This is a genomic window from Streptomyces sp. R-07, assembly GCF_049913175.1.
Classification (GTDB): Bacteria; Actinomycetota; Actinomycetes; order Streptomycetales; family Streptomycetaceae; genus Streptomyces.
Window position 1 is genome coordinate 5,400,110 of record NZ_CP183978.1, and the last position, 18,077, is coordinate 5,418,186.

Below are 18,077 nucleotides of genomic sequence, written 5' to 3' on the forward strand. Positions count from 1 at the left end.
CCGCACCAGGAGGGCGGGACTGTGGCGTACGCAGAGAAGCGCGGCAAGAGCTGGCGGGTGCGATTCCAACTCCCCGACGGCAAGTACGACTCTGAGAGCGGCTTCGAGACGAAGCAGGATGCCCTCGACCACGGCAGGGCGCAGGAGACCGACGTCAAGCGGAAGGTCTTCGTCAACCCGAAGGACGGCCGTCAGACTCTCGGCTCCTGGGCCGATGAGTGGATCAAGGTGATGGACGTTGCTGAGACCAGCGACCGCACCTACCACAGTCGACTCAACGCGGTGATCCTCCCCAAGTGGAAAGACACCCCCCTCGGCGACATCACCGCCACCGCCTACAAGGCCTGGCGAAACAAGCTCGCCGACGAGTTCAGCAAGAACTACGTCGACGGCATCGAAGGCATGATGCGCATGCTCCTCGATGACGCCGTCGAAGAACGCCTCATCCCCTTCAACCCCATGCCCAGCAAGTCCAAGCGCCGCCGCGGCCGGCACGCCCCCGTCGACACCGAGGACACCTACGTCTGGCCCACCCCCCGGCAGGCCCTGCTTGTTGCCGAGAACGCCCGCGCGCTTCGCGGCGACCAGTGGTACGCCATGATCCTGACCATGGCCTACACGGGCATGCGCATGGGCGAGATCGCCGGCCTCCGCCGGGACCAGCTCCGCCTGCTCGGCCTGGAATACGGCCGGCACCTCCGCGTCCAGTGGCAAGGGCAGTGGCTGTCGACCCACGCCAAGCATGACGTCGTGAAGGGCGAGACCTGCGAATCGATCGCCGAGCTCCGTCTCGCCGATCCGACCCGCGCGGGAGAGATTGCCGAGCTGAACGAGATCGACGTCGACGCCCGCATCCGCGTCAAGCGCAAGCTGCTGCTGCCGAAAGGGTTCACGCTGGTTCCGCCGAAGTACAGCTCCTACCGGACGCTGATCCTTCCGCCGTTCCTCGCCGACCTCCTGGCCGAACAGCTCGCCAAGAAGGCGCACGACACGCTCGTCTTCCCCTCGCAGCGTGGAAAGCCACTGCGGGTCGACGACCAGTTCTACGGTCGCTTCTGGCACCCGGTCCTCAACGGGCAGGACGCGGAGCCGAAGCGCCGCGGCCGCCCGGCCCAGAAGGCGCTGCCAGCTGTCAAGGGAGTCGAGGACATGGTCCCGCACGGAACCCGGCATGGGCACAAAGTGTGGCTCGACGGCCAGGGTCATCCGCGGGTGGCGGTCGAGGAGCGGATGGGGCACAAGCTGAAGGGTGTGGAGGGCACCTACTCACACACCTCGGGCGAGATGGAGCTCGCCATCGCTCAGGGGCTGCAGAAGCTATGGGAGACATCTCAAGGTGCCGAGGAGAAGGTCGGTGAGGACTGGGCGCACCGTCGGTCCGGTTGACGCTCTCCCACCTTGTCTCCCATCCCTCTCCCAAAGGATCTTGAAAACGGCAACGGCCCGCACCGGGGCGACCGGGCGGGCCGTTCCATTTGCCCTCTGACCTGTATCGGAGCAGGGGGCAGGGAGAGCCTGGATCAGGCCTTCTTCGTCTCCCAGAAGATGCGGTCGATCTCGGCGATGAGCTCCAGCGCCTTCTCGCCCGTCTTCGGGTCCGTCGACGCCTTGGCGGCCGAGAGGGCCTTCAGGGTGTCGTTGACCAGCTGGTTGAGCTCGGGGTACTTCTCGAAGTGCGGGGCCTTGAAGTAGTCGCTCCAGAGCACCGAGACGTGGTGCTTGGCGAGCTCCGCGCGCTGCTCCTTGATGACCGTGGCGCGCGCGCGGAAGTGCGGGTCCTCGTTGGCCAGGTACTTCTCCTGGACAGCCTTGACGGACTCGGCCTCGATGCGGGCCTGGGCCGGGTCGTACACGCCGCACGGGAGGTCGCAGTGGGCGCTGACCTTCACCTTGGGGGCAAACAGGCGGGAGAGCATTGAGCCGTCCTTCCTCGTGATCGTCTTCTCAGGTGGGACATTACTCGGTGAGAAGGGCGTTTTCGCGGGCGCCCCCTGGGGCTTAGGTCAAAAGTCCAGGGTCACCATGGGACTCGTGTACGAGTGGACGAGTCCACGCAGGAGCGGATCGGGAGGTGCCGGATGGCGCGGTCGGGGCGGGAGCAGGTGGGGGAGGCCGGTGCTCCGTTCGGGATCGCCGAGGTGACGGGGGTGTCGATGGTGCCCACGCTGCTCCACGGCGACCAGCTGCTCGTGCAGTACGGGGCCCGGCTGCGGGCGGGGTGCGTGGCCGTGCTGCGGCATCCGCTCCAGCAGGATCTGCTCATCGTGAAGCGGCTGATCGAGCGACGTGACGGCGGCTGGTGGGTGCTCGGTGACAACCCGGACGCCGAGGGGGACAGCCGGGTCTTCGGGGCCGTACCGCCCGAGCTGGTTCTCGGGCGGGTGCGGGCGCGGTACCGGCCGGTGACGCCGGGGCGTCAGCGTTCGGCGGCGGTGGTGCTCTCCTGGCTGGTGTCCTCCGTCAGGCCCGTACGGTCCGACCGCTCGGCCTCCAGGCGCTTGCGGGCGCGGTAGGCGGCCACGTTGGCCCGGGTCGCGCAGCGGTCCGAGCAGTAGCGGCGGGAGCGGTTGGTGGAGGTGTCCAGGTAGGCGTTGCGGCAGGGCGGCGCCTGGCAGAGGCCGAGCCGGTCCGCGCCGAACTCCGTCAGGTGGAAGGCGAGGCCCATCGCCGAGATGGCGGCGTAGCCCGTGGTCGCGTTCGAGGAGTGGTCGGCGAGGTGCATGTGCCAGCGGGGCCGGCCCTCCTCGTCGAGGTGGTCGTGGCCGGAGATCTGCGGGCTGACGGGGAATTCCAGGAGCAGGGAGTTGAGGAGGTCGACCGCCCCTGTGTGGTCGCCCTCGTCCGCCGCCGCGAACACCGCCCGCAGCCGGGCGCGCACCGTGCGGAAGCGCGGCAGGTCCGCCTCCGTGACCCGCCGGGCCATCTGGGTGGCGGGGCCGAAGAGGTCCCGGAGCACCTCGACGGAGGTCAGGGTGTCCTTGTTGCGGGCCGGCTCCTCGGTGTTGACCAGACGTACGGCGAAGTCCGAGTAATGGGCCAGTTCCACTTGTAGTCCTTACTTCGGCGGGCTAGTGTCTCGGTCGGAAGGGGTAACGCCTGTTTCCCCTTCGAGGGTATTACGAACACGGGGAGGAACGGCCATGACCGGAACCGACTGGGCGGGCTGGCAGCAGAGCTGGGACCGTCAGCAGGAGTGGTACATGCCGGACCGCGAGGAGCGGTTCCGCGTGATGCTGGACATGGTCGAGGGGCTGGTGGGACCCGAGCCCCGCGTCCTCGACCTCGCGTGCGGTACGGGGAGTATTACGAGCCGGCTGCTCCAGCGGTTCCCCGGCGCGACCAGTATCGGCGTCGACCTCGACCCGGCCCTCCTCGCCATCGCCGAGGGCTCCTTCGCGGGCGACGGCCGCGTCACCTTCGTGACCGCCGACCTCAAGGACCCCGCGTGGGCCGAGAGCCTGCCGTACGACACGTACGACGCCGTCCTCACCGCCACCGCCCTCCACTGGCTCCACAGCGAGCCCCTGGCGGCCCTCTACGGACAGCTCGCCGGTCTCGTCCGCGAAGGCGGCGTCTTCATGAACGCCGACCACATGATCGACGAGTCCACGCCCCGCATCAACGCCGCCGAGCGCGCCCAGCGGCACGCCCGCATGGACCAGGAGAAGGCCGCCGGGGTCCTCGACTGGGCCGACTGGTGGGCCGTCGCCGCCAAGGACCCGGTCCTCGCCGGGCCCACCGCCCGCCGCTTCGAGATCTACGGCGAGCACGCCGACGGCGACATGCCCTCCGCCGGCTGGCACGCCGACACCCTCCGCGCCGCCGGCTTCGGCGAGGCCCGGCCCGTCTGGGCCTCGCCCTCCGACACCCTCCTGCTCGCCGTGAAGTAGCCGGGGGAGGGACCGGGGGAGGAACCGGGGGAGGGACCGGGGGAGGAAGAAGGGGCGGTACCGGCTCTCGCCCGTACCGCCCCTTTCCGTACGCCTTACAGCACCTTCGAGAGGAACGCCTTCGTCCGGTCGTGCTGCGGGTTCCCCAGGACGTCCCGCGGGTTGCCCGACTCGACCACCACGCCGCCGTCCATGAAGACCAGCGAGTCGCCGACCTCGCGGGCGAAGCCCATCTCGTGCGTGACGACGATCATCGTCATGCCCGACTCGGCCAGGTCCCGCATGACGTCGAGGACGTCACCCACGAGCTCCGGGTCGAGCGCCGAGGTGGGCTCGTCGAAGAGCATCAGCTTCGGCTCCATCGCCAGCGCGCGGGCGATGGCCACACGCTGCTGCTGGCCGCCGGAGAGCTGCGACGGGTAGTTCCCCATCTTGTCCCGCAGGCCGACCCGGTCGAGCAGGCGCTCGGCCCGCTCGCGCGCCACCGCCTTGGACTCGCCCTTCACCTGGATGGGCGCCTCCATGACGTTGGCCAGGGCCGTCATGTGGGGGAAGAGGTTGAAGCGCTGGAAGACCATGCCGATGTCACGGCGCTGGACCGCGACCTCGCTGTCCTTCAGCTCGTAGAGCTTGTCGGCCTTCTGCTTGTAGCCGACCAGCTGGCCGTCGACGGACAGCCGGCCGCCGTCGATGCGCTCCAGGTGGTTGATGCAGCGCAGGAAGGTCGACTTGCCGGAGCCGGAGGGGCCGACGAGGCAGAAGACCTCGCCGTTCTGCACCTCCAGGTCGATGCCGCGGAGGATGTGGGCCGCGCCGTAGGACTTGTGGACGCCTTCGGCCTTGACCATGGGCTGACCGGTCATGCCGCTGCCTCCGGGGAACGCTTGAAGGTGGTGAGGTTCTTCTTGACGCGCTGGAACGGCGTGGGCGGCAGGTTACGCGTCGAACCGCGGGCGAAGCGCCGCTCCAGGTAGTACTGGCCCACGCTGAACACGCTGGTCAGCGCCAGATACCAGATGGAGGCGACGAACAGCATCTCCATCACGGCGCCGGCCGTGTTGCCGATGTTCGACGAGGCACGCAGGAGTTCGGTGTACTGCACGGCCGAGACCAGCGACGAGGTCTTCAGCATGTTGATGAACTCGTTGCCCGTCGGGGGCACGATCACCCGCATGGCCTGCGGGAGCACGATGCGGCCCATGGTCTTCGTCTGGGACATGCCCAGCGCGTGCGCCGCCTCGGTCTGGCCCTCGTCGACCGACTGGATGCCGGCGCGGACGATCTCCGCCATGTAGGCGCCCTCGTTCAGGCCGAGGCCGAGCAGGGCCACCATGAACGGCGTCATGACGTCCACGGTCTCGTTCTTGTAGATCGGCCCGAGGTTGATGTAGTGGAAGATCAGCGACAGGTTGAACCACACCAGCAGCTGCACGTACACCGGGGTGCCGCGGAAGAACCAGATGTAGAGCCAGGCGACCGCACCGGTCACCGGGTTCTTGGAGAGCCGCATCACGGCGAAGACGATGCCGAGGACGAGGCCCAGCGCCATGGACGCGACGCTGATGATGATGGTGTTCCACAGACCGTCGATGACGGACGGGTCGAACACCTTGTCCCACACGGTGTCCCAGACGACGTCGCCCTGCGAGAAGGCGTAGACGAGCCATCCGAGGAGGACGACGACCACGACGGCGCTGACCCAGCGGCCGTAGTGCCGCACGGGGATGGCCTTGATCGCCTCGTACGGGACGCCCGAGGGGGAGGGACCGGCCGGAGCGGCGGCCGGTTCCTTGCTGATCTTGTCAGTCATGACGACTGCCCTTCAGTGGTACGAGGAGAGGTCACTTGCCGGCGTTGATCGTGGCCGACTTGACCGCACTGCCCTCGACGTCCCACTTCTTCAGGACCTCGGCGTAGGAGCCGTCCTTGATGATCGCGTCGAGGGCTTCCTTGACGGCGTCGCGCAGCTGGGTGTTCTCCTTCGAGACGCCGATGCCGAAGAGGCCGACGTCGCTCTGGCTGCCGACGACCTCGAAGTCGTTGCCGCCGCCCGAGGTCTTCGCGATGTACGCGGCGACCGGGTAGTCGTTCAGGTCGGCGACCGCGCCGCCGGCCTTCACGCGGGTCTGGGCCTCGGCGTCGGTGTCGAAGGCCTGGATGGTCAGCTTCTTGTCACCGCACTTGGTGGCCTGGGCCTTGAAGGTGTCCTCGTAGATCGTGCCGCGCTGGACGGCCACGGTCTTGCCGCAGAGGTCGTCGAGGGAGTTGACGCCCTGCGGGTTGCCCTTCTTGACCAGCAGGGAGACGCCGGAGCTGAAGTAGTCGACGAAGTCGATGCCCTTGCCGATCTTCTTCCCGTTGTCGTCCAGGCCCTCCTGGCGCTTCTTGTTGTCCGTCATCGAGGACATGATCAGCTGCTGGCGGCCGGTGTAGATCGAGGTGATCAGGCCGTCGAAGGTGCCCGAGACGAACTCGAGCTTGACGCCGAGCTGCTTGCTGAGGGCCTCTCCGAGGTCGGGGTCGACACCGACGATCTTGCCGCCCTCGGTGAACTCCATCGGGGCGTACGAGGCGTCCGTGCCGACCTTGATGACACCCGACTTCTGGATGTCGGCGGGGAGCTTCGAGAAGAGCGGGGCCTTGCTCGCGGAGGCCGAGCCGGTCTCCTTCGTGGTGCCCCCGCTCTCGGTCTGGTCGCCACAGGCGGTCAGCAGCATCGAGCCGGCGACCGCGATGGCGGCGACCGCGGCAAGACGGGACGTGCGGGTCTTGGCGGTCGTACAGCGCGTGGAGCGTGCGGTCATGGTCGGGTTCCTCCGGCGTGTGAGGTGCTGCCAGGTATCGCGTACACATCTTCGAGTGTCGCGACCTCGTGTGATTACGGCATCTTGCCATTCGGACTGCCACAAACCGACGGCCTCGGATGTCAAAATCGGATAACGGGTGACCCCCGAATCGCGACAGGCCGGTACATCAAGGCCGGATCTTCTGCGGAATCCCTTCCCTGTCACCGGAAAATCTCCGGTTCATCTCGCCATTCGGACGATTGGAAAACCACCAATCGGGTGGGGGGACCATCTATCGGGACATCGGGTGACGTGTCGTTCTCCGTCCGTGTCCGGATGCGCTCGGTATGAGTCGCGTCACCGAGCGGATATGGACTCGTCTGCGGTGCCGTCCGTCCGGTAAGAAGGATCCTTACACCCCTCATCCGGGGCTCAGGGCGCGTTGTGCGGCGCGCCCGCGCGGCTGCCAGACACGGCGGCCGCGGGACCCGCCCACCGCTCCACACGCAGGAGCGGCCAACCCTCAAACGAAGCAGACTTAAGGGGTCAACCCAATGGCAGCGGAGATCGTCAATCCTCGCAATGACAGTGGTACGGAAGGAGCTCCGGAGGAGCCCTTCGATCCTGTCTTCGCCCTCCACCGGGGCGGCAAGATGGCCGTGCAGGCCACCGTCCCCCTCCGGGACAAGGACGACCTGTCCCTCGCGTACACGCCCGGCGTCGCCAAGGTGTGCACCGCGATCGCCGAGCAGCCCGAGCTGGTCAACGACTACACCTGGAAGTCCCAGGTCGTGGCCGTCGTGACCGACGGCACCGCGGTGCTCGGCCTCGGCGACATCGGCCCGGAGGCCTCCCTCCCGGTCATGGAGGGGAAGGCCATCCTCTTCAAGCAGTTCGGTGGCGTGGACGCGGTCCCGATCGCCCTCGCCACCACCGACACCGACGAGATCGTCGAGACCGTCGTCCGGCTCGCCCCGTCCTTCGGTGGCGTGAACCTGGAGGACATCTCGGCCCCGCGGTGCTTCGAGATCGAGCGCAAGCTCCAGGAGCGCCTCGACATCCCCGTCTTCCACGACGACCAGCACGGCACCGCCATCGTCACCCTCGCCGCCCTCCGCAACGCGGCGAAGCTGACCGGCCGGACCCTCGCCGACCTGCGCGGTGTCATCTCCGGCGCCGGCGCGGCCGGTGTCGCGATCGCCAAGTTCCTCCTGGAGGCCGGCCTCGGCGACGTCGCCGTCGCCGACCGCAAGGGGATCGTCAGCCGCGACCGCGAGGACCTCACGGACGTCAAGCGCGAGATCGCCGAGCTCACCAACAAGGCGGGCCTCAGCGGCTCCCTGGAGAGCGCCCTGGCCGGCGCGGACGTGTTCATCGGCGTCTCCGGCGGCACGGTCCCCGAGGCGGCCGTCGCCTCCATGGCCCCGAACGCCTTCGTGTTCGCCATGGCCAACCCGAACCCCGAGGTCCACCCCGACGTCGCGCACAAGTACGCGGCCGTCGTGGCGACCGGCCGTTCGGACTACCCGAACCAGATCAACAACGTCCTCGCGTTCCCCGGCATCTTCGCCGGCGCGCTCCAGGTCCGGGCCTCCCGGATCACCGAGGGCATGAAGATCGCCGCGGCCAACGCCATCGCGGACGTGGTCGGCGACCAGCTCGCCGCCGACTGCGTGATCCCGTCGCCGTTCGACGAGCGGGTCGCCCCGGCCGTCGCGGCCGCGGTCGCCGCCGCCGCCCGCGCCGAGGGCGTCGCGCGCCGCTGACGCGCACCAGGCACACCGTAGGGCCCCGTTCCGCTTCCCGGGACGGGGCCCTTCGGCGTACGGGGGGGGTGGGGCGGGGCCGTTCGGCGTACGGGGGGGGGTGGGGCGGGGCCGTTCGGCGTACGGAGGTGGAGGGGCGGGGCCGTTCGGCGTACTCGGCGTGCTCGGCGTACGGGGTGGGGCCGTTCGGGCGTACGGGACGCGGGGCCGTTTCGCGTACGGGAGTTCAGGGGGGTCGGGCGGGGGTGCCGTCGCGTCCTGTCCAGGCGACACGGGTCACACCGGGGCGTGGTTCCCCCGGTCGCCCGCGGCGCCCTAGGGTCGGGGCCATGTTCGCTGCCTACGCCGCCCGAATCGACCGCGACCAGCCCCTGAACGGCCTCGAACTGGGCGAACGCCCCGAGCCCGAGGCGCGTCCCGGCTGGACCACCGTCACCGTCAAGGCCGCCTCGCTCAACCACCACGACCTGTGGTCGCTGCGCGGGGTCGGACTGCCCGAGGAGAAGCTGCCGATGATCCTCGGCTGCGACGCCGCCGGCATCGACGAGGACGGCAACGAGGTCGTCCTGCACTCCGTCATCGGCCAGACGGGTCACGGGGTCGGCCCGGACGAGCCCCGGTCCATCCTCACCGAGCGTTACCAGGGCACCTTCGCCGAGCGGGTGACCGTCCCCTCCTGGAACGTGCTGCGCAAGCCGAAGGAGCTGTCCTTCGAGGAGGCCGCCTGCCTGCCCACCGCCTGGCTGACCGCGTACCGCATGCTCTTCACCAACGCCGGTGTGCGGCCCGGGGACTCCGTGCTCGTGCAGGGCGCGGGCGGCGGCGTCGCCACCGCCGCGATCGCCCTCGGCAAGGCGGCCGGCCTGCGGGTCTTCGCCACCAGCCGCGACGAGACCAAGCGCAAGCGGGCCGTCGAGCTCGGCGCCGTCGAGGCGTACGAGCCGGGGGTGCGGCTCCCGCAGCGGGTGGACGCGGTCATCGAGACCGTCGGCGCCGCCACCTGGTCGCACTCGGTGAAGTCGCTGCGGCCCGGCGGCACGCTCGTCATCTCGGGAGCCACGAGCGGAGACCGGCCCTCGCACGCCGAACTGACCCGGATCTTCTTCCTGGAGCTGAAGGTCGTCGGCTCGACGATGGGCTCCAAGGACGAGCTGGAGGACCTGCTGTCGTTCTGCTCGGTGACGGGTCTCCGGCCGGTGATCGACGAGGTCCTTCCGCTGGACCGGGCGCGGGAGGGCTTCGAGAAGATGGCCTCCGGGGAGCTCTTCGGGAAGATCGTCCTGAAGACCTCCTGACCGACCTCTTGAACCAGGTCGGTTGACCTGATGGGATCTCCGGCACGCGAAACGTGAACATCTCTCACCTCGTCGTGCCGGAGGCTCTCCTTGTTGCGAACCACCCTTGCAGCGACCGCCGTTGTCGCCGCGCTTCTCGCCCCGACCGCCGCCCGCGCCGACACGGGGGATGCGATACCCGCCCTCACCGACGCCAAGGGGCGCACCCTCCAGCTGCGCGGCTGGAACCTCGCGGACAAGTCCCACCGGGGCGAGCAGGCCCTCTCCGGGATCACCGAGAAGTCCATCCGCGACATGCGCGCCAAGGGCTTCAACACCGCCCGGCTGCTCTTCTTCTGGGACGACCTGGAGCCCAGGCCCGGCCAGTACAGCCAGGACTACCTCCGCAAGATCGAACGGATCCTGGACTGGGCCCGGAAGTACGACGTGAAGGTCGTCCTCGACGCCCACCAGGACGTGTTCGGCCCCGCGTTCGACAGCCGGGGCGTCCCGGCGTGGGCGACCAGGACCGACGGGCTGCCTTTCACCCATCACCCCGACGACTGGTTCTCCGAGTACTTCGAGCCCGCCGTCCAGCGCGCCTTCACCCACCTGTACGAGGACGAGGACCTGCGGCGCGCCCAGGCCCGCATGTGGCGGGTGCTCGCCGACCGTTTCGAGGACCACCCGGCCGTCCTCGGCTACGACCTGATCAACGAGCCGATGGGCGAGATGCGCGAGGGCGAGGACCTCGCGACGGCCGCCCGGCGCATCGAACGCGACCAGATCACCCCGATGTACAACCGCCTTGCGGACGCGGTCCGTTCCGTCGACAAGGACGGGTGGCTCTTCGTCGAGCCGACCCCGATCGTGGGCGAGGGCGTGCCCACCGGTCTGGGGCGGATCGACGACCCGAAGGTGGTCTACGCCCCGCACTTCTACAACAGCACGATGGAAGCGGGCGGCGACTACGACCCGGCGGCCGGCTGGGTCGAGAACTACGAGGCGGCGGTCACCCTGTACCCGAAGGAGTACAAGGTGCCGGTGGTCGTGGGGGAGTGGGGGCCGCTCAACAACTCCCTGCCCCACATGAACCGCTTCTACCGGGAGGCCATGGCCTCCCTCGGCCGCTACAGCTCCGGCTGGACCGGCTGGGAGTGGTGCTACGGCGGCGGCTACTGCGCGGTCGACGGCACCGGGGCCTTCCGCACGAACAAGGAGCTGACCGCCGAGCCGTACGCGGAGGCGGTCGCGGGCCGGGTCCGCTCCGCCGCGTACGACTCGTCGACCGGGGTCTACCGCCTGTCGTACGACGCGGCCGGCCGGCGCGGTCCCCGCGTCACCGAGCTCTCCCTGCCGCCCGGCGACTGGCGGGTGACCGCCCGGGGCGGCGCGCTGGTCCTCCGCAAGGACCGAGGCAGGGCCTGGATCCTCGCGGCCCCCGACGCCCGCGTGACGGTCACGGTCACCCGGGGCTGAGGGGCCTCGCGAGGCCCGGGCCCCGGTGCGCGCCTGCCGGGCGACCCTGGTGCGCGCCTGCCGGGCGACCCTGGTGCGTGCCAGGCCGGGCGGCCCCGGGCGGCCCCCGGTGGCCCCGGGTGGTCCGTCAGGCCTTCGGCTTCGGGCGGAGGAGGCCCGTGATTCTGGTCGCCGCCGTCGACAAGTGGTGGCGGGTCTCGGCGAGTTGGTCATCGGTCACCCCGTGGTCGCGGGCCGCGTCGCGGATCTCGTCGCGGAAGCGGTCGAGGAGCCGGTCGAGGTCACGGGCCGGGTCGCCCGAGCCCGCCGTGTCCCGCGCCCACTCCGGCGCCTCGTCGGCCGGGGCCTTCGTGAACTCCGGCCCCTGCGCGGCGGCCTTCGGGTGGGTCGTGCCCGCCACCAGGTCGCCGAGCTGGGCCGTGATGCCCGAGATCCCCTCCCAGACGCCCTTGGGCCAGTCACCCCGCGAGAACCGGTCCTGGACCTCCTCCTGCACCCGCTGGGCGACCCGCTGGAACTCCTTCGCCTGGCGCCGCGCCGACCGGGCCTCCTCACGGGCCTCGCGGGCCTGCTGCTTCCACTCCTGCCTGACCCGGCGCATCTCCTCCTTCGCCTCGGCGAAGGAGGGGGGATCCACCGTGCGGTTCTGTCCGGCGGCGGCACGCATCTCGCTGCGCACCCGGCCGGCCGCGCCCCGCACGTCGTCGCGGATCTCCGCCGCCAGCTCCGAGACGGACTCGCGGATCTCCCGCTCCAGGTCGTCCAGTTCGGCGCCGCGCCCGGCCAGCTCGGCGCGGCCGGCGTCCGTGATCGAGTAGACCTTGCGGCCCCCCTCGCTGGCGTGGGTGACGAGGCCCTCGGCCTCCAGCTTGGCGAGGCGCGGATAGACCGTGCCGGCCGAGGGTGCGTACAGCCCCTGGAAGCGCTCCTCCAGGAGCCGGATCACCTCGTACCCGTGGCGCGGAGCCTCGTCCAGCAGCTTGAGGAGGTAGAGGCGGAGGCGTCCGTGGGCGAAGACGGGCGGCATGTCAGAGCACCTTTCCGGTCGCGGAGGGGGCGGTCGAGGGCGCGGTGCCGCCGTCCTCTTCGGGCTCCGGACGGCGGAGCAGGGCGATGGAGCCGGAGACGGTGGTCGCCTTGAGAGTGCCCCGCCCCGAACCGAGGGTGCCGGTGATGGACTTGGCGCCCCACTGGCCGCCCACCCGGAGGTCCTCGAAGGCGTTCGACACGGCGCCGCTCGTGGTGCTCGCCTCGACGCGGGCGTCGGCCGGGTGCGGGAGCCGGATGGCGACCTCTCCGGAGACGCTGGTGAGCCGGATGTCGGCGGGCGGTCCGTCGAGCCGGGACGGGTCGAGGTCGATGACCATGTCGCCGCTGACCGTGTCGGCCTTCACGGAGGAGCCCGCGCCCTCGATCACCGTCACGTCGCCGGTCACGGAGTTGACGCGCAGCGCGCCGGTGACCGACTGGGCCTCCAGATTGCCCGAGACGCTCTCGGCGCGGACCGGGCCGGAGAGTCCGAGGAGGGTGGTGTCGCCCGTGACGCCGCGCACCTCCGTACGCCCTCTGATCCCGGTGACGACCGCCTCGGCGCCGACCACCCCCACCTCGACGTCGACGCCCGCGGGGACGGCGACGGAGACGACGGCCCGGCGGCGGTACTCCTTGCGCTCGAACCACTTGAGGATGCTCTTCCAGTGCAGGTCCTCGTAGGTCACGGTCAGCGTGGAGCCGTCCTGCGTCACGATCAGCGGCGGACCCTCGATCTCGGAGACCTCCACGCGGGCGGAACTCTCGTCCGTCCCCACCACGTTCACCGTGCCGTTGACGATGCGGACCTGCAGGAGCGTCACGGGGTCGGCCGGAGCCAGCTTCGTCGGCTCGGTGACGGACCACTCTGTCATGGTGCTGACCTCCCGTATCGGCAACGCAACATATCGCGTTTCTCGATAGACACGATATATCGCGGTCTCGCGAAGTCAACCCCGACTCATCCCTGATATGCGGGGGACAATCACCGTCGTACACGGACAAATTGGCCTAGCGTAGGGCCCATGAACGCGACATCCGGACCGCACCCCGTCGGAGCCCTGCTGCTCTGCCGCGCCGACCCCCCGACGGTCCGGCCGCCCGCCCAACTCCTACGGGAACAGCTGCTCCTCGCCCCCGCGGGCGCCGAGTGGACCGTGCTCGTACCGGAGGGGAAGCCCTGGCTGCACGGCGGAGAGCCCGTCGAGCAGGTCGTCACCGGCTGGGCCACCGCCCTCGCCGTCTCGGCCGCCGGATGGCCCGTCGTCGCGCTCTGGTGGGACCGCGACCGGGCCGGCCTCACGCTCGCCGCCGGCTTCCGCCGTACCGTCGGCTACACCTGGCTCGCGGACGGCACCCCCGTCGGCGAGGACGAGGCCATGCGCACCTTCGCCGCACGGCTCGCCCTCGACCCCGTCCTGGACGTGCAGGCCCTCGAACCTCTCACCGAGCCCGACCAGGACGCCGACGCCAGCACCCGGCTCCTCGGCGTCGTCGCGGTCCTCGCCCGCGCCGGACTCGCCCTGCCCACCGGACTCGTCCCCGGCGAGAGCGCCGACCGGCTCCGCTCCGTCGCCCTCGCGCAGGGCGCCGAGCAGCTCGAATGGGGAGGGTGGAGGGACGCGGTGCGCGCGGAGCTCGACGTGGTGGAGGGCGGACCCCTCGGCCCGTACCTGCGCGGCCCCAAGGCGCGCGTACTGGGCGGGGCGCAGCTCCTCGTGGGGGTGCCGCTGCTGCTCTGGGGCGCCGGCCGGCGCAGCGGCGGCTGGACGGCGGCCGGGGCGCTGCTCGTCGCGCACGGCGCGCTCGGGCTCGCCTACGACCGGCTGCGGGAGCGGTGACCCCGCAGCCGGGCGCGCTTCCTACTCGTCGTCGTCCTCGTCGTCGTCCAGACGGGCCAGCCAGGTCGCGAGGCGCTCGACCGGCACCTCGAAGTCGGGGTTGAGGTCGACGAACGTCCGCAGCTGCTCGGCGAGCCACTCGAAGGTGACCTCCTCCTCGCCGCGCCGCTTCTCCAGTTCCTCGATGCCACGGTCGGTGAAGTACATGCGATCAGGATAGGCCGTACCCCTCACGTCCCCTGTCGCCCGTCAGTCCCACCGATTAGCCTTCTGGATCCAACATCGCTTCGGGGAGCGGGGGGCCGCTGTGGCACAGGGGATCGCTCGGATTCGACTCGACGACGGCACGCCCGTCTGGGCGCGGGTCAGCGACGCGGAGGAGCTCGGCGGGGGCGGCGGCTTCCAGGACACCGGCGTCAGGGACCGGGTGGTCTCGATGGCCGGCGGACTCACCGACGTGGTGCGCGGGGTCGTCGGCTCGCTGCGCGCCGGACTCGACCCGCAGGGACCCGTGGAGGTCGCCGTCAGCTTCGGCATCGAACTGTCGGCGCAGTCCGGCAAGGTGATCGGCGTCCTCGCGGACGGCGCGGGCAAGGCCTCCGTGAACGTCTCCCTCACCTGGACCGAACCGGGCCCGACGGCCGAAGTCGGCACGACGGGTGCTGCCGCACCCCCGGTGCCACGCGCGCGCCCGGCGGCCGAAGTCGGCACGACGGGTGCTGCCGCGCCCCCGGTGCCACGCGCGCGCCCCACGACCGAAGTCGGCACGACGGATGCTGCCGCACCCCCGGTGCCACGCGCGCGCCCGGCGGCCGATGAGACCGCATGAGCGCCTTCGACGCTCTCGTGCGCCCCGCACTCGTACGCATCGCAGCCCCCGGCGGCGGGTATGACCCGCACGGCGACCGGTACTGGGGCACCGGCTTCTTCATCGCCCCCGGCTGGGTGCTGACCTGCGCCCATGTGGTGGCCGAGGGGGGAAGCGCGGTGTGGAGGAGCGAGCCGGTCGTCGGCATCACGTGGGAGGACGGCAAGACCACCCGCGAGACCACCGGCACCGTCGTGCTCGCGCTGCCCCGCCCCGACCGGCCCGAGGACCCGCCCGACCGGTGGGCCTTCCCCGACCTCGCGCTCGTCAGCGTGCCCGCCGCGCGCAAGGCCTCCTGCGTGCGCCTCAGCGAGCGCCCGCCCGTGCCGCCGACCTCCGTCGGACTGCACGGCTGGTCCCGCGAGACCGGCGAGCTGGGCATCCGGCACGTCCACGGCACGCTGATCGGCAGCGACGGGCAGGCCCTCGTCACCGACTGGGTCATGCCCGTCGAGGGCTGCTCCGGCGGCCCCGTCGTCGACCACGCCCAGGGCGCCGTCGTCGGCCTCAACAAGGGACGCGGGCGGGACGGCGGCGCGGTCGTCCCCGTCACCGCCCTGCGACGACTGCACGACCTCCCGGGCGGCGAGGCGATGGGCGAGGCGCTGCGCGCCCACGACCGGTACCACCTCGCCCGCTACCGCTCGCTCGACGACCGACCCGACTGGACCCGCGCCCAACGGCTGCTGCCCGCCGCGAGCGGCGTGAGCCCCGGGCTGCGCACCCAGCTGTACGGGCACTTCGCCGAACTGCCCGTGCCCACCGCGCCCGGCGAGATCATGGACCTGATCGACCAGGTCAAGGCCTGGATCAGGGACGACGACCTGCCGGACGCCCTGGAGGACGACCCGCGCACCTGGAGCGAGGGCGCCGGGCTGCTGCGCGGACTGCGCGCACCCCGCAGGGACGGCGTCCGCGACCTCGACCTGGACGCCGTCCTGCTGTACGCGGCGCACGTCGTCCGGCACGTCTCCGGGCGGTACGGCGAGCGGGCCGACACCGCGGGCCTCACCCGCTGGATCGTCGACGAGTCGGGCGACGCCGACCGGCACCTCCGCCGCGAGATAGACCGGCTCGTCACCCCCGGCCGGCCCGCGCCCCTCTCCGTACGCGAATCCCGCGCGCGTGCCGACGTCCTCCTGGAGATCGACACCCCCCGCTGGGGCCGGAGTTACCCGTGGCGGGTCAAACTCCTCCTCGACGGGCACACGGTCAGCCCGCTCCACTGCGACGACCGGGGCGTCGAGCGCTCCCGGCTCAAGGAGACCCTCCGCGAACCGCTCGCGGACGCCCTGCGGCGCGGCGACAGCGGACCCCACCTGGCCGCCGTGGAGGCGGTGCTGCCGCGCGAACTCTTCGACGAGCCCCTCGACACCTGGCGGCTCGAACCGCCCCACGGACCTGACGACGCCTGGGCGACCACCCTCGGCCAGCGCAGGATCGTCGTCATCCGCGACGCCCGGCGCCACGACCGGGAACCGGCCCCCGAATGGCGCGAGCGCTGGGAGGCGGCGGAGGGCGGCCCGCTGCGCGCGGCCGCCCTGCGCGCCGAGGTCCCCGGCGCGGGCCCGGACGCCCACACCCCGCGCGTGCGCCGGGAGACCTGGGCGGAGACGTACGACCGGCTCCGCGAGGCCGAGGGCGGCACCGTCCCCGTCTACTGCGGCCCGGTGGGCACCGGCGACGGACTCATGGCGATGAACGCGGCGCTCGCCGCCGGCCACCCCATGGCCCTCTGGCGGACCGGCGCCCACGACCACACCGACTGCGCGGAGTTCCACGAGCGCGCCGAGCGGCTGCTCGCGGGCACCGACACCGCCTGGGACGTACGCGGCCCCGTCCGCTCCCTGCGCACCCGCGCCCAGGACCGGGCGGCCGGCCCCGAGGCGCGCGCCGCCTACGCGTGGGCCGAGTCGATCGCCGTCCTCCTGGATCCGCCCGACCGCCCTCCGCACGGCGGGCGTCTGGAGGCCCCGCCACTGCTCGGGGAGGGGGAGCAGTGACCGGAGCGACCACCGGGACGGAGCGGCTGCGATCCGTCCGATTACGGCATCGGCAGGCCCCGCCCCCGGGCGGTACGGTCGACGGACCCGGCACCGACACCACAGCCAGGAGGAGTCCATCGTGAACGATTGGCGGATCTACCGTGGTGCCGGTCTTCCGCACGACGAGATACAGCGCCTGCCCGCCCCGCCGCCCTGGCGCGACTTCTCGGCGGGCGGCGCCGACGACACCCTGGCCGGCTCCGACCGGCGGCTCGGCGTCAAGCGCAGGCTCGTCCAGAACCACCATCCCCGGCCCGCCGAGACCGACGCCGTCAACGCCGCCCTGTACCTGCGGCGTCCGCTCCTCGTCACCGGCAACCCCGGCACCGGCAAGTCCACCCTCGCCCACGCCGTCGCCCACGAGCTCCGGCTCGGCCGGGTGCTGCGCTGGCCGATCGTCAGCCGCTCCGCCCTCCAGGACGGCCTCTACCGGTACGACGCCATCGGCCGCCTCCAGGACGTCCAGCTGGAACGCGCCCAGGCCGGCTCGCCCGGCTCCGCCGCCGCGGCCCCGGCCGGCATCGGCTCGTACATCCGGCTCGGGCCGCTCGGCACCGCGCTGCTCCCCTCCGAGCAGCCCCGCGTGCTGCTCATCGACGAGCTCGACAAGAGCGACCTCGACCTGCCCAACGACCTCCTGAACGCCCTGGAGGAGGGCGAGTTCGCCATCCCCGAGCTGGAGCGGCTCGCCGACCGGGAGCCCGTCGTCGAGGTCCTCAGTGACGACGGCCGCAAGGTCCCGGTGTACGGCGGCCGGGTCCGCTGCACCACCTTCCCCTTCATCGTGCTCACCTCCAACGGCGAACGGGACTTCCCCGCCGCCCTGTTGCGCCGCTGCATCCGCCTGGAGCTCGAACCGCCCGGCGAGGAGCAGCTCGGCGCCATGATCGAGGCCCACCTGGGCTCCGACGCCGCCGCGGGCGACGGAGAACAGGGCCTCGTCCAGCGCTTCCTGAACCGCGAGCCCGGCGAGGTGATCGCCACCGACCAGCTCCTCAACGCCCTCTACCTGACCCAGCACGCCTCCCGCGCCGAACGGGTGACCAGGGAACGCATCGCCGACATGCTCATGCAACCGCTCGATCAGCCGAGGTGACGA

18 protein-coding genes are annotated in these 18,077 nt (G+C 71.3%); 10 read left to right on the plus strand and 8 right to left on the minus strand.

The annotated features are described in order from the left end of the window. The first annotated feature begins 21 nt into the window (after nt 1–21). Complete coding sequence (locus tag ACN9M0_RS24990) at nt 22–1,386, plus strand: LysM peptidoglycan-binding domain-containing protein (RefSeq protein WP_426404260.1); 1,365 nt, start codon at nt 22–24, stop codon at nt 1,384–1,386. Nucleotides 1,387–1,520: 134 nt separating this feature from the next. On the opposite strand, the gene sodN is transcribed toward ACN9M0_RS24990, so the two are convergent. Next, nucleotides 1,521–1,916, minus strand: coding sequence for a superoxide dismutase, Ni (sodN, locus tag ACN9M0_RS24995; protein ID WP_041131199.1), 396 nt, complete (start codon nt 1,914–1,916; stop codon nt 1,521–1,523). Nucleotides 1,917–2,078: 162 nt separating this feature from the next. Between sodN and sodX the strand changes: the two genes are divergently transcribed. Continuing rightward, complete coding sequence (gene sodX, locus ACN9M0_RS25000; protein WP_366040034.1) at nt 2,079–2,513, plus strand: nickel-type superoxide dismutase maturation protease; 435 nt, start codon at nt 2,079–2,081, stop codon at nt 2,511–2,513. Here the strand turns inward: sodX and ACN9M0_RS25005 are convergent. Beyond that, entirely contained in the window at nt 2,417–3,046 is a 630-nt protein-coding gene (locus tag ACN9M0_RS25005; protein ID WP_366040033.1) for a CGNR zinc finger domain-containing protein, read from the minus strand. The genes sodX and ACN9M0_RS25005 overlap by 97 nt on opposite strands. A gap of 94 nt (nt 3,047–3,140) precedes the next feature. On the opposite strand from ACN9M0_RS25005, the gene ACN9M0_RS25010 reads away from it, so the two are divergent. After that, nucleotides 3,141–3,890, plus strand: a complete 750-nt coding sequence (locus ACN9M0_RS25010) for a class I SAM-dependent methyltransferase (protein WP_366040032.1) — start codon at nt 3,141–3,143, stop codon at nt 3,888–3,890. 95 nt (nt 3,891–3,985) lie between these two features. Here ACN9M0_RS25010 and ACN9M0_RS25015 read toward each other — a convergent pair whose 3' ends face one another. The 3 genes from ACN9M0_RS25015 to ACN9M0_RS25025 are packed head-to-tail and all read right to left on the minus strand — an operon-like array spanning nt 3,986 to nt 6,694. Beyond that, the gene (locus ACN9M0_RS25015; protein WP_366040031.1) at nt 3,986–4,753 is read right to left on the minus strand and encodes an amino acid ABC transporter ATP-binding protein; all 768 of its coding nucleotides are present in this window, start codon (nt 4,751–4,753) and stop codon (nt 3,986–3,988) included. Further along, nucleotides 4,750–5,700 (minus strand): amino acid ABC transporter permease, encoded by a 951-nt coding sequence (locus ACN9M0_RS25020; RefSeq protein WP_366040030.1) that lies wholly within the window; start codon nt 5,698–5,700, stop codon nt 4,750–4,752. The genes ACN9M0_RS25015 and ACN9M0_RS25020 overlap by 4 nt, the downstream gene beginning before the upstream one ends. Before the next feature lie 31 nt (nt 5,701–5,731). After that, the gene (locus tag ACN9M0_RS25025; RefSeq protein WP_366040029.1) at nt 5,732–6,694 is read right to left on the minus strand and encodes an ABC transporter substrate-binding protein; all 963 of its coding nucleotides are present in this window, start codon (nt 6,692–6,694) and stop codon (nt 5,732–5,734) included. Between the two features lie 536 nt (nt 6,695–7,230). On the opposite strand from ACN9M0_RS25025, the gene ACN9M0_RS25030 reads away from it, so the two are divergent. The 3 genes from ACN9M0_RS25030 to ACN9M0_RS25040 all read left to right on the plus strand — a co-directional run bounded on the left by ACN9M0_RS25030 (nt 7,231) and on the right by ACN9M0_RS25040 (nt 11,195). Beyond that, nucleotides 7,231–8,442: an NAD(P)-dependent malic enzyme gene (locus ACN9M0_RS25030; RefSeq protein WP_366040028.1), complete on the plus strand. Its 1,212-nt coding sequence runs from the start codon at nt 7,231–7,233 to the stop codon at nt 8,440–8,442. 329 nt (nt 8,443–8,771) lie between these two features. After that, the gene (locus ACN9M0_RS25035) at nt 8,772–9,737 is read left to right on the plus strand and encodes a zinc-binding dehydrogenase (RefSeq protein ID WP_399696099.1); all 966 of its coding nucleotides are present in this window, start codon (nt 8,772–8,774) and stop codon (nt 9,735–9,737) included. Nucleotides 9,738–9,827: 90 nt separating this feature from the next. Next, nucleotides 9,828–11,195 carry a cellulase family glycosylhydrolase gene (locus ACN9M0_RS25040; protein ID WP_426404261.1) on the plus strand — a complete coding sequence of 456 codons (1,368 nt, stop codon included), beginning with the start codon at nt 9,828–9,830 and terminating at the stop codon, nt 11,193–11,195. A 127-nt stretch (nt 11,196–11,322) separates the two neighbouring features. Here the strand turns inward: ACN9M0_RS25040 and ACN9M0_RS25045 are convergent, their stop codons facing one another. Together ACN9M0_RS25045 and ACN9M0_RS25050 are read right to left on the minus strand one after the other, a co-directional pair. After that, the gene (locus ACN9M0_RS25045) at nt 11,323–12,222 is read right to left on the minus strand and encodes a PadR family transcriptional regulator (protein WP_366040025.1); all 900 of its coding nucleotides are present in this window, start codon (nt 12,220–12,222) and stop codon (nt 11,323–11,325) included. Between the two features lies 1 nt (nt 12,223). Beyond that, a complete protein-coding gene (locus ACN9M0_RS25050) occupies nt 12,224–13,099 on the minus strand; it encodes a DUF4097 family beta strand repeat-containing protein (RefSeq protein WP_366040024.1) in 876 nt (291 codons plus the stop codon). Nucleotides 13,100–13,249: 150 nt separating this feature from the next. Here ACN9M0_RS25050 and ACN9M0_RS25055 point away from each other — a divergent pair, with 150 nt between their 5' ends. Beyond that, the gene (locus ACN9M0_RS25055) at nt 13,250–14,065 is read left to right on the plus strand and encodes a hypothetical protein (RefSeq protein ID WP_366040023.1); all 816 of its coding nucleotides are present in this window, start codon (nt 13,250–13,252) and stop codon (nt 14,063–14,065) included. 21 nt (nt 14,066–14,086) lie between these two features. Here the strand turns inward: ACN9M0_RS25055 and ACN9M0_RS25060 are convergent, their stop codons facing one another. Then, nucleotides 14,087–14,272, minus strand: a complete 186-nt coding sequence (locus tag ACN9M0_RS25060) for a DUF6104 family protein (RefSeq protein ID WP_024761804.1) — start codon at nt 14,270–14,272, stop codon at nt 14,087–14,089. Between the two features lie 100 nt (nt 14,273–14,372). Between ACN9M0_RS25060 and ACN9M0_RS25065 the strand changes: the two genes are divergently transcribed. The 3 genes from ACN9M0_RS25065 (at nt 14,373) to ACN9M0_RS25075 (ending at nt 18,074) form a co-directional block, all read left to right on the plus strand. Next, on the plus strand, nt 14,373–14,894 hold the full coding sequence (locus ACN9M0_RS25065) for a CU044_2847 family protein (protein ID WP_399696096.1): 522 nt from the start codon (nt 14,373–14,375) through the stop codon (nt 14,892–14,894). Then, nucleotides 14,891–16,936, plus strand: coding sequence for a trypsin-like peptidase domain-containing protein (locus ACN9M0_RS25070; RefSeq protein ID WP_399696095.1), 2,046 nt, complete (start codon nt 14,891–14,893; stop codon nt 16,934–16,936). The genes ACN9M0_RS25065 and ACN9M0_RS25070 overlap by 4 nt, the downstream gene beginning before the upstream one ends. Nucleotides 16,937–17,057: 121 nt before the next feature. Beyond that, the gene (locus tag ACN9M0_RS25075; protein ID WP_366040020.1) at nt 17,058–18,074 is read left to right on the plus strand and encodes an AAA family ATPase; all 1,017 of its coding nucleotides are present in this window, start codon (nt 17,058–17,060) and stop codon (nt 18,072–18,074) included. Nucleotides 18,075–18,077: the final 3 nt, after the last annotated feature.

What these genes read in the sequence shown, in the direction of transcription:
- sodN (WP_041131199.1), bottom strand. Translation starts at nt 1,916, where the DNA reads ATGCTCTCCCGCCTGTTTGCCCCCAAGGTGAAGGTCAGCGCCCACTGC.
- sodX (WP_366040034.1), top strand. Translation starts at nt 2,079, where the DNA reads ATGGCGCGGTCGGGGCGGGAGCAGGTGGGGGAGGCCGGTGCTCCGTTC.
- ACN9M0_RS25010 (WP_366040032.1), top strand. Translation starts at nt 3,141, where the DNA reads ATGACCGGAACCGACTGGGCGGGCTGGCAGCAGAGCTGGGACCGTCAG.
- ACN9M0_RS25015 (WP_366040031.1), bottom strand. Translation starts at nt 4,753, where the DNA reads ATGACCGGTCAGCCCATGGTCAAGGCCGAAGGCGTCCACAAGTCCTAC.
- ACN9M0_RS25020 (WP_366040030.1), bottom strand. Translation starts at nt 5,700, where the DNA reads ATGACTGACAAGATCAGCAAGGAACCGGCCGCCGCTCCGGCCGGTCCC.
- ACN9M0_RS25025 (WP_366040029.1), bottom strand. Translation starts at nt 6,694, where the DNA reads ATGACCGCACGCTCCACGCGCTGTACGACCGCCAAGACCCGCACGTCC.
- ACN9M0_RS25030 (WP_366040028.1), top strand. Translation starts at nt 7,231, where the DNA reads ATGGCAGCGGAGATCGTCAATCCTCGCAATGACAGTGGTACGGAAGGA.
- ACN9M0_RS25035 (WP_399696099.1), top strand. Translation starts at nt 8,772, where the DNA reads ATGTTCGCTGCCTACGCCGCCCGAATCGACCGCGACCAGCCCCTGAAC.
- ACN9M0_RS25045 (WP_366040025.1), bottom strand. Translation starts at nt 12,222, where the DNA reads ATGCCGCCCGTCTTCGCCCACGGACGCCTCCGCCTCTACCTCCTCAAG.
- ACN9M0_RS25050 (WP_366040024.1), bottom strand. Translation starts at nt 13,099, where the DNA reads ATGACAGAGTGGTCCGTCACCGAGCCGACGAAGCTGGCTCCGGCCGAC.
- ACN9M0_RS25055 (WP_366040023.1), top strand. Translation starts at nt 13,250, where the DNA reads ATGAACGCGACATCCGGACCGCACCCCGTCGGAGCCCTGCTGCTCTGC.
- ACN9M0_RS25060 (WP_024761804.1), bottom strand. Translation starts at nt 14,272, where the DNA reads ATGTACTTCACCGACCGTGGCATCGAGGAACTGGAGAAGCGGCGCGGC.
- ACN9M0_RS25070 (WP_399696095.1), top strand. Translation starts at nt 14,891, where the DNA reads ATGAGCGCCTTCGACGCTCTCGTGCGCCCCGCACTCGTACGCATCGCA.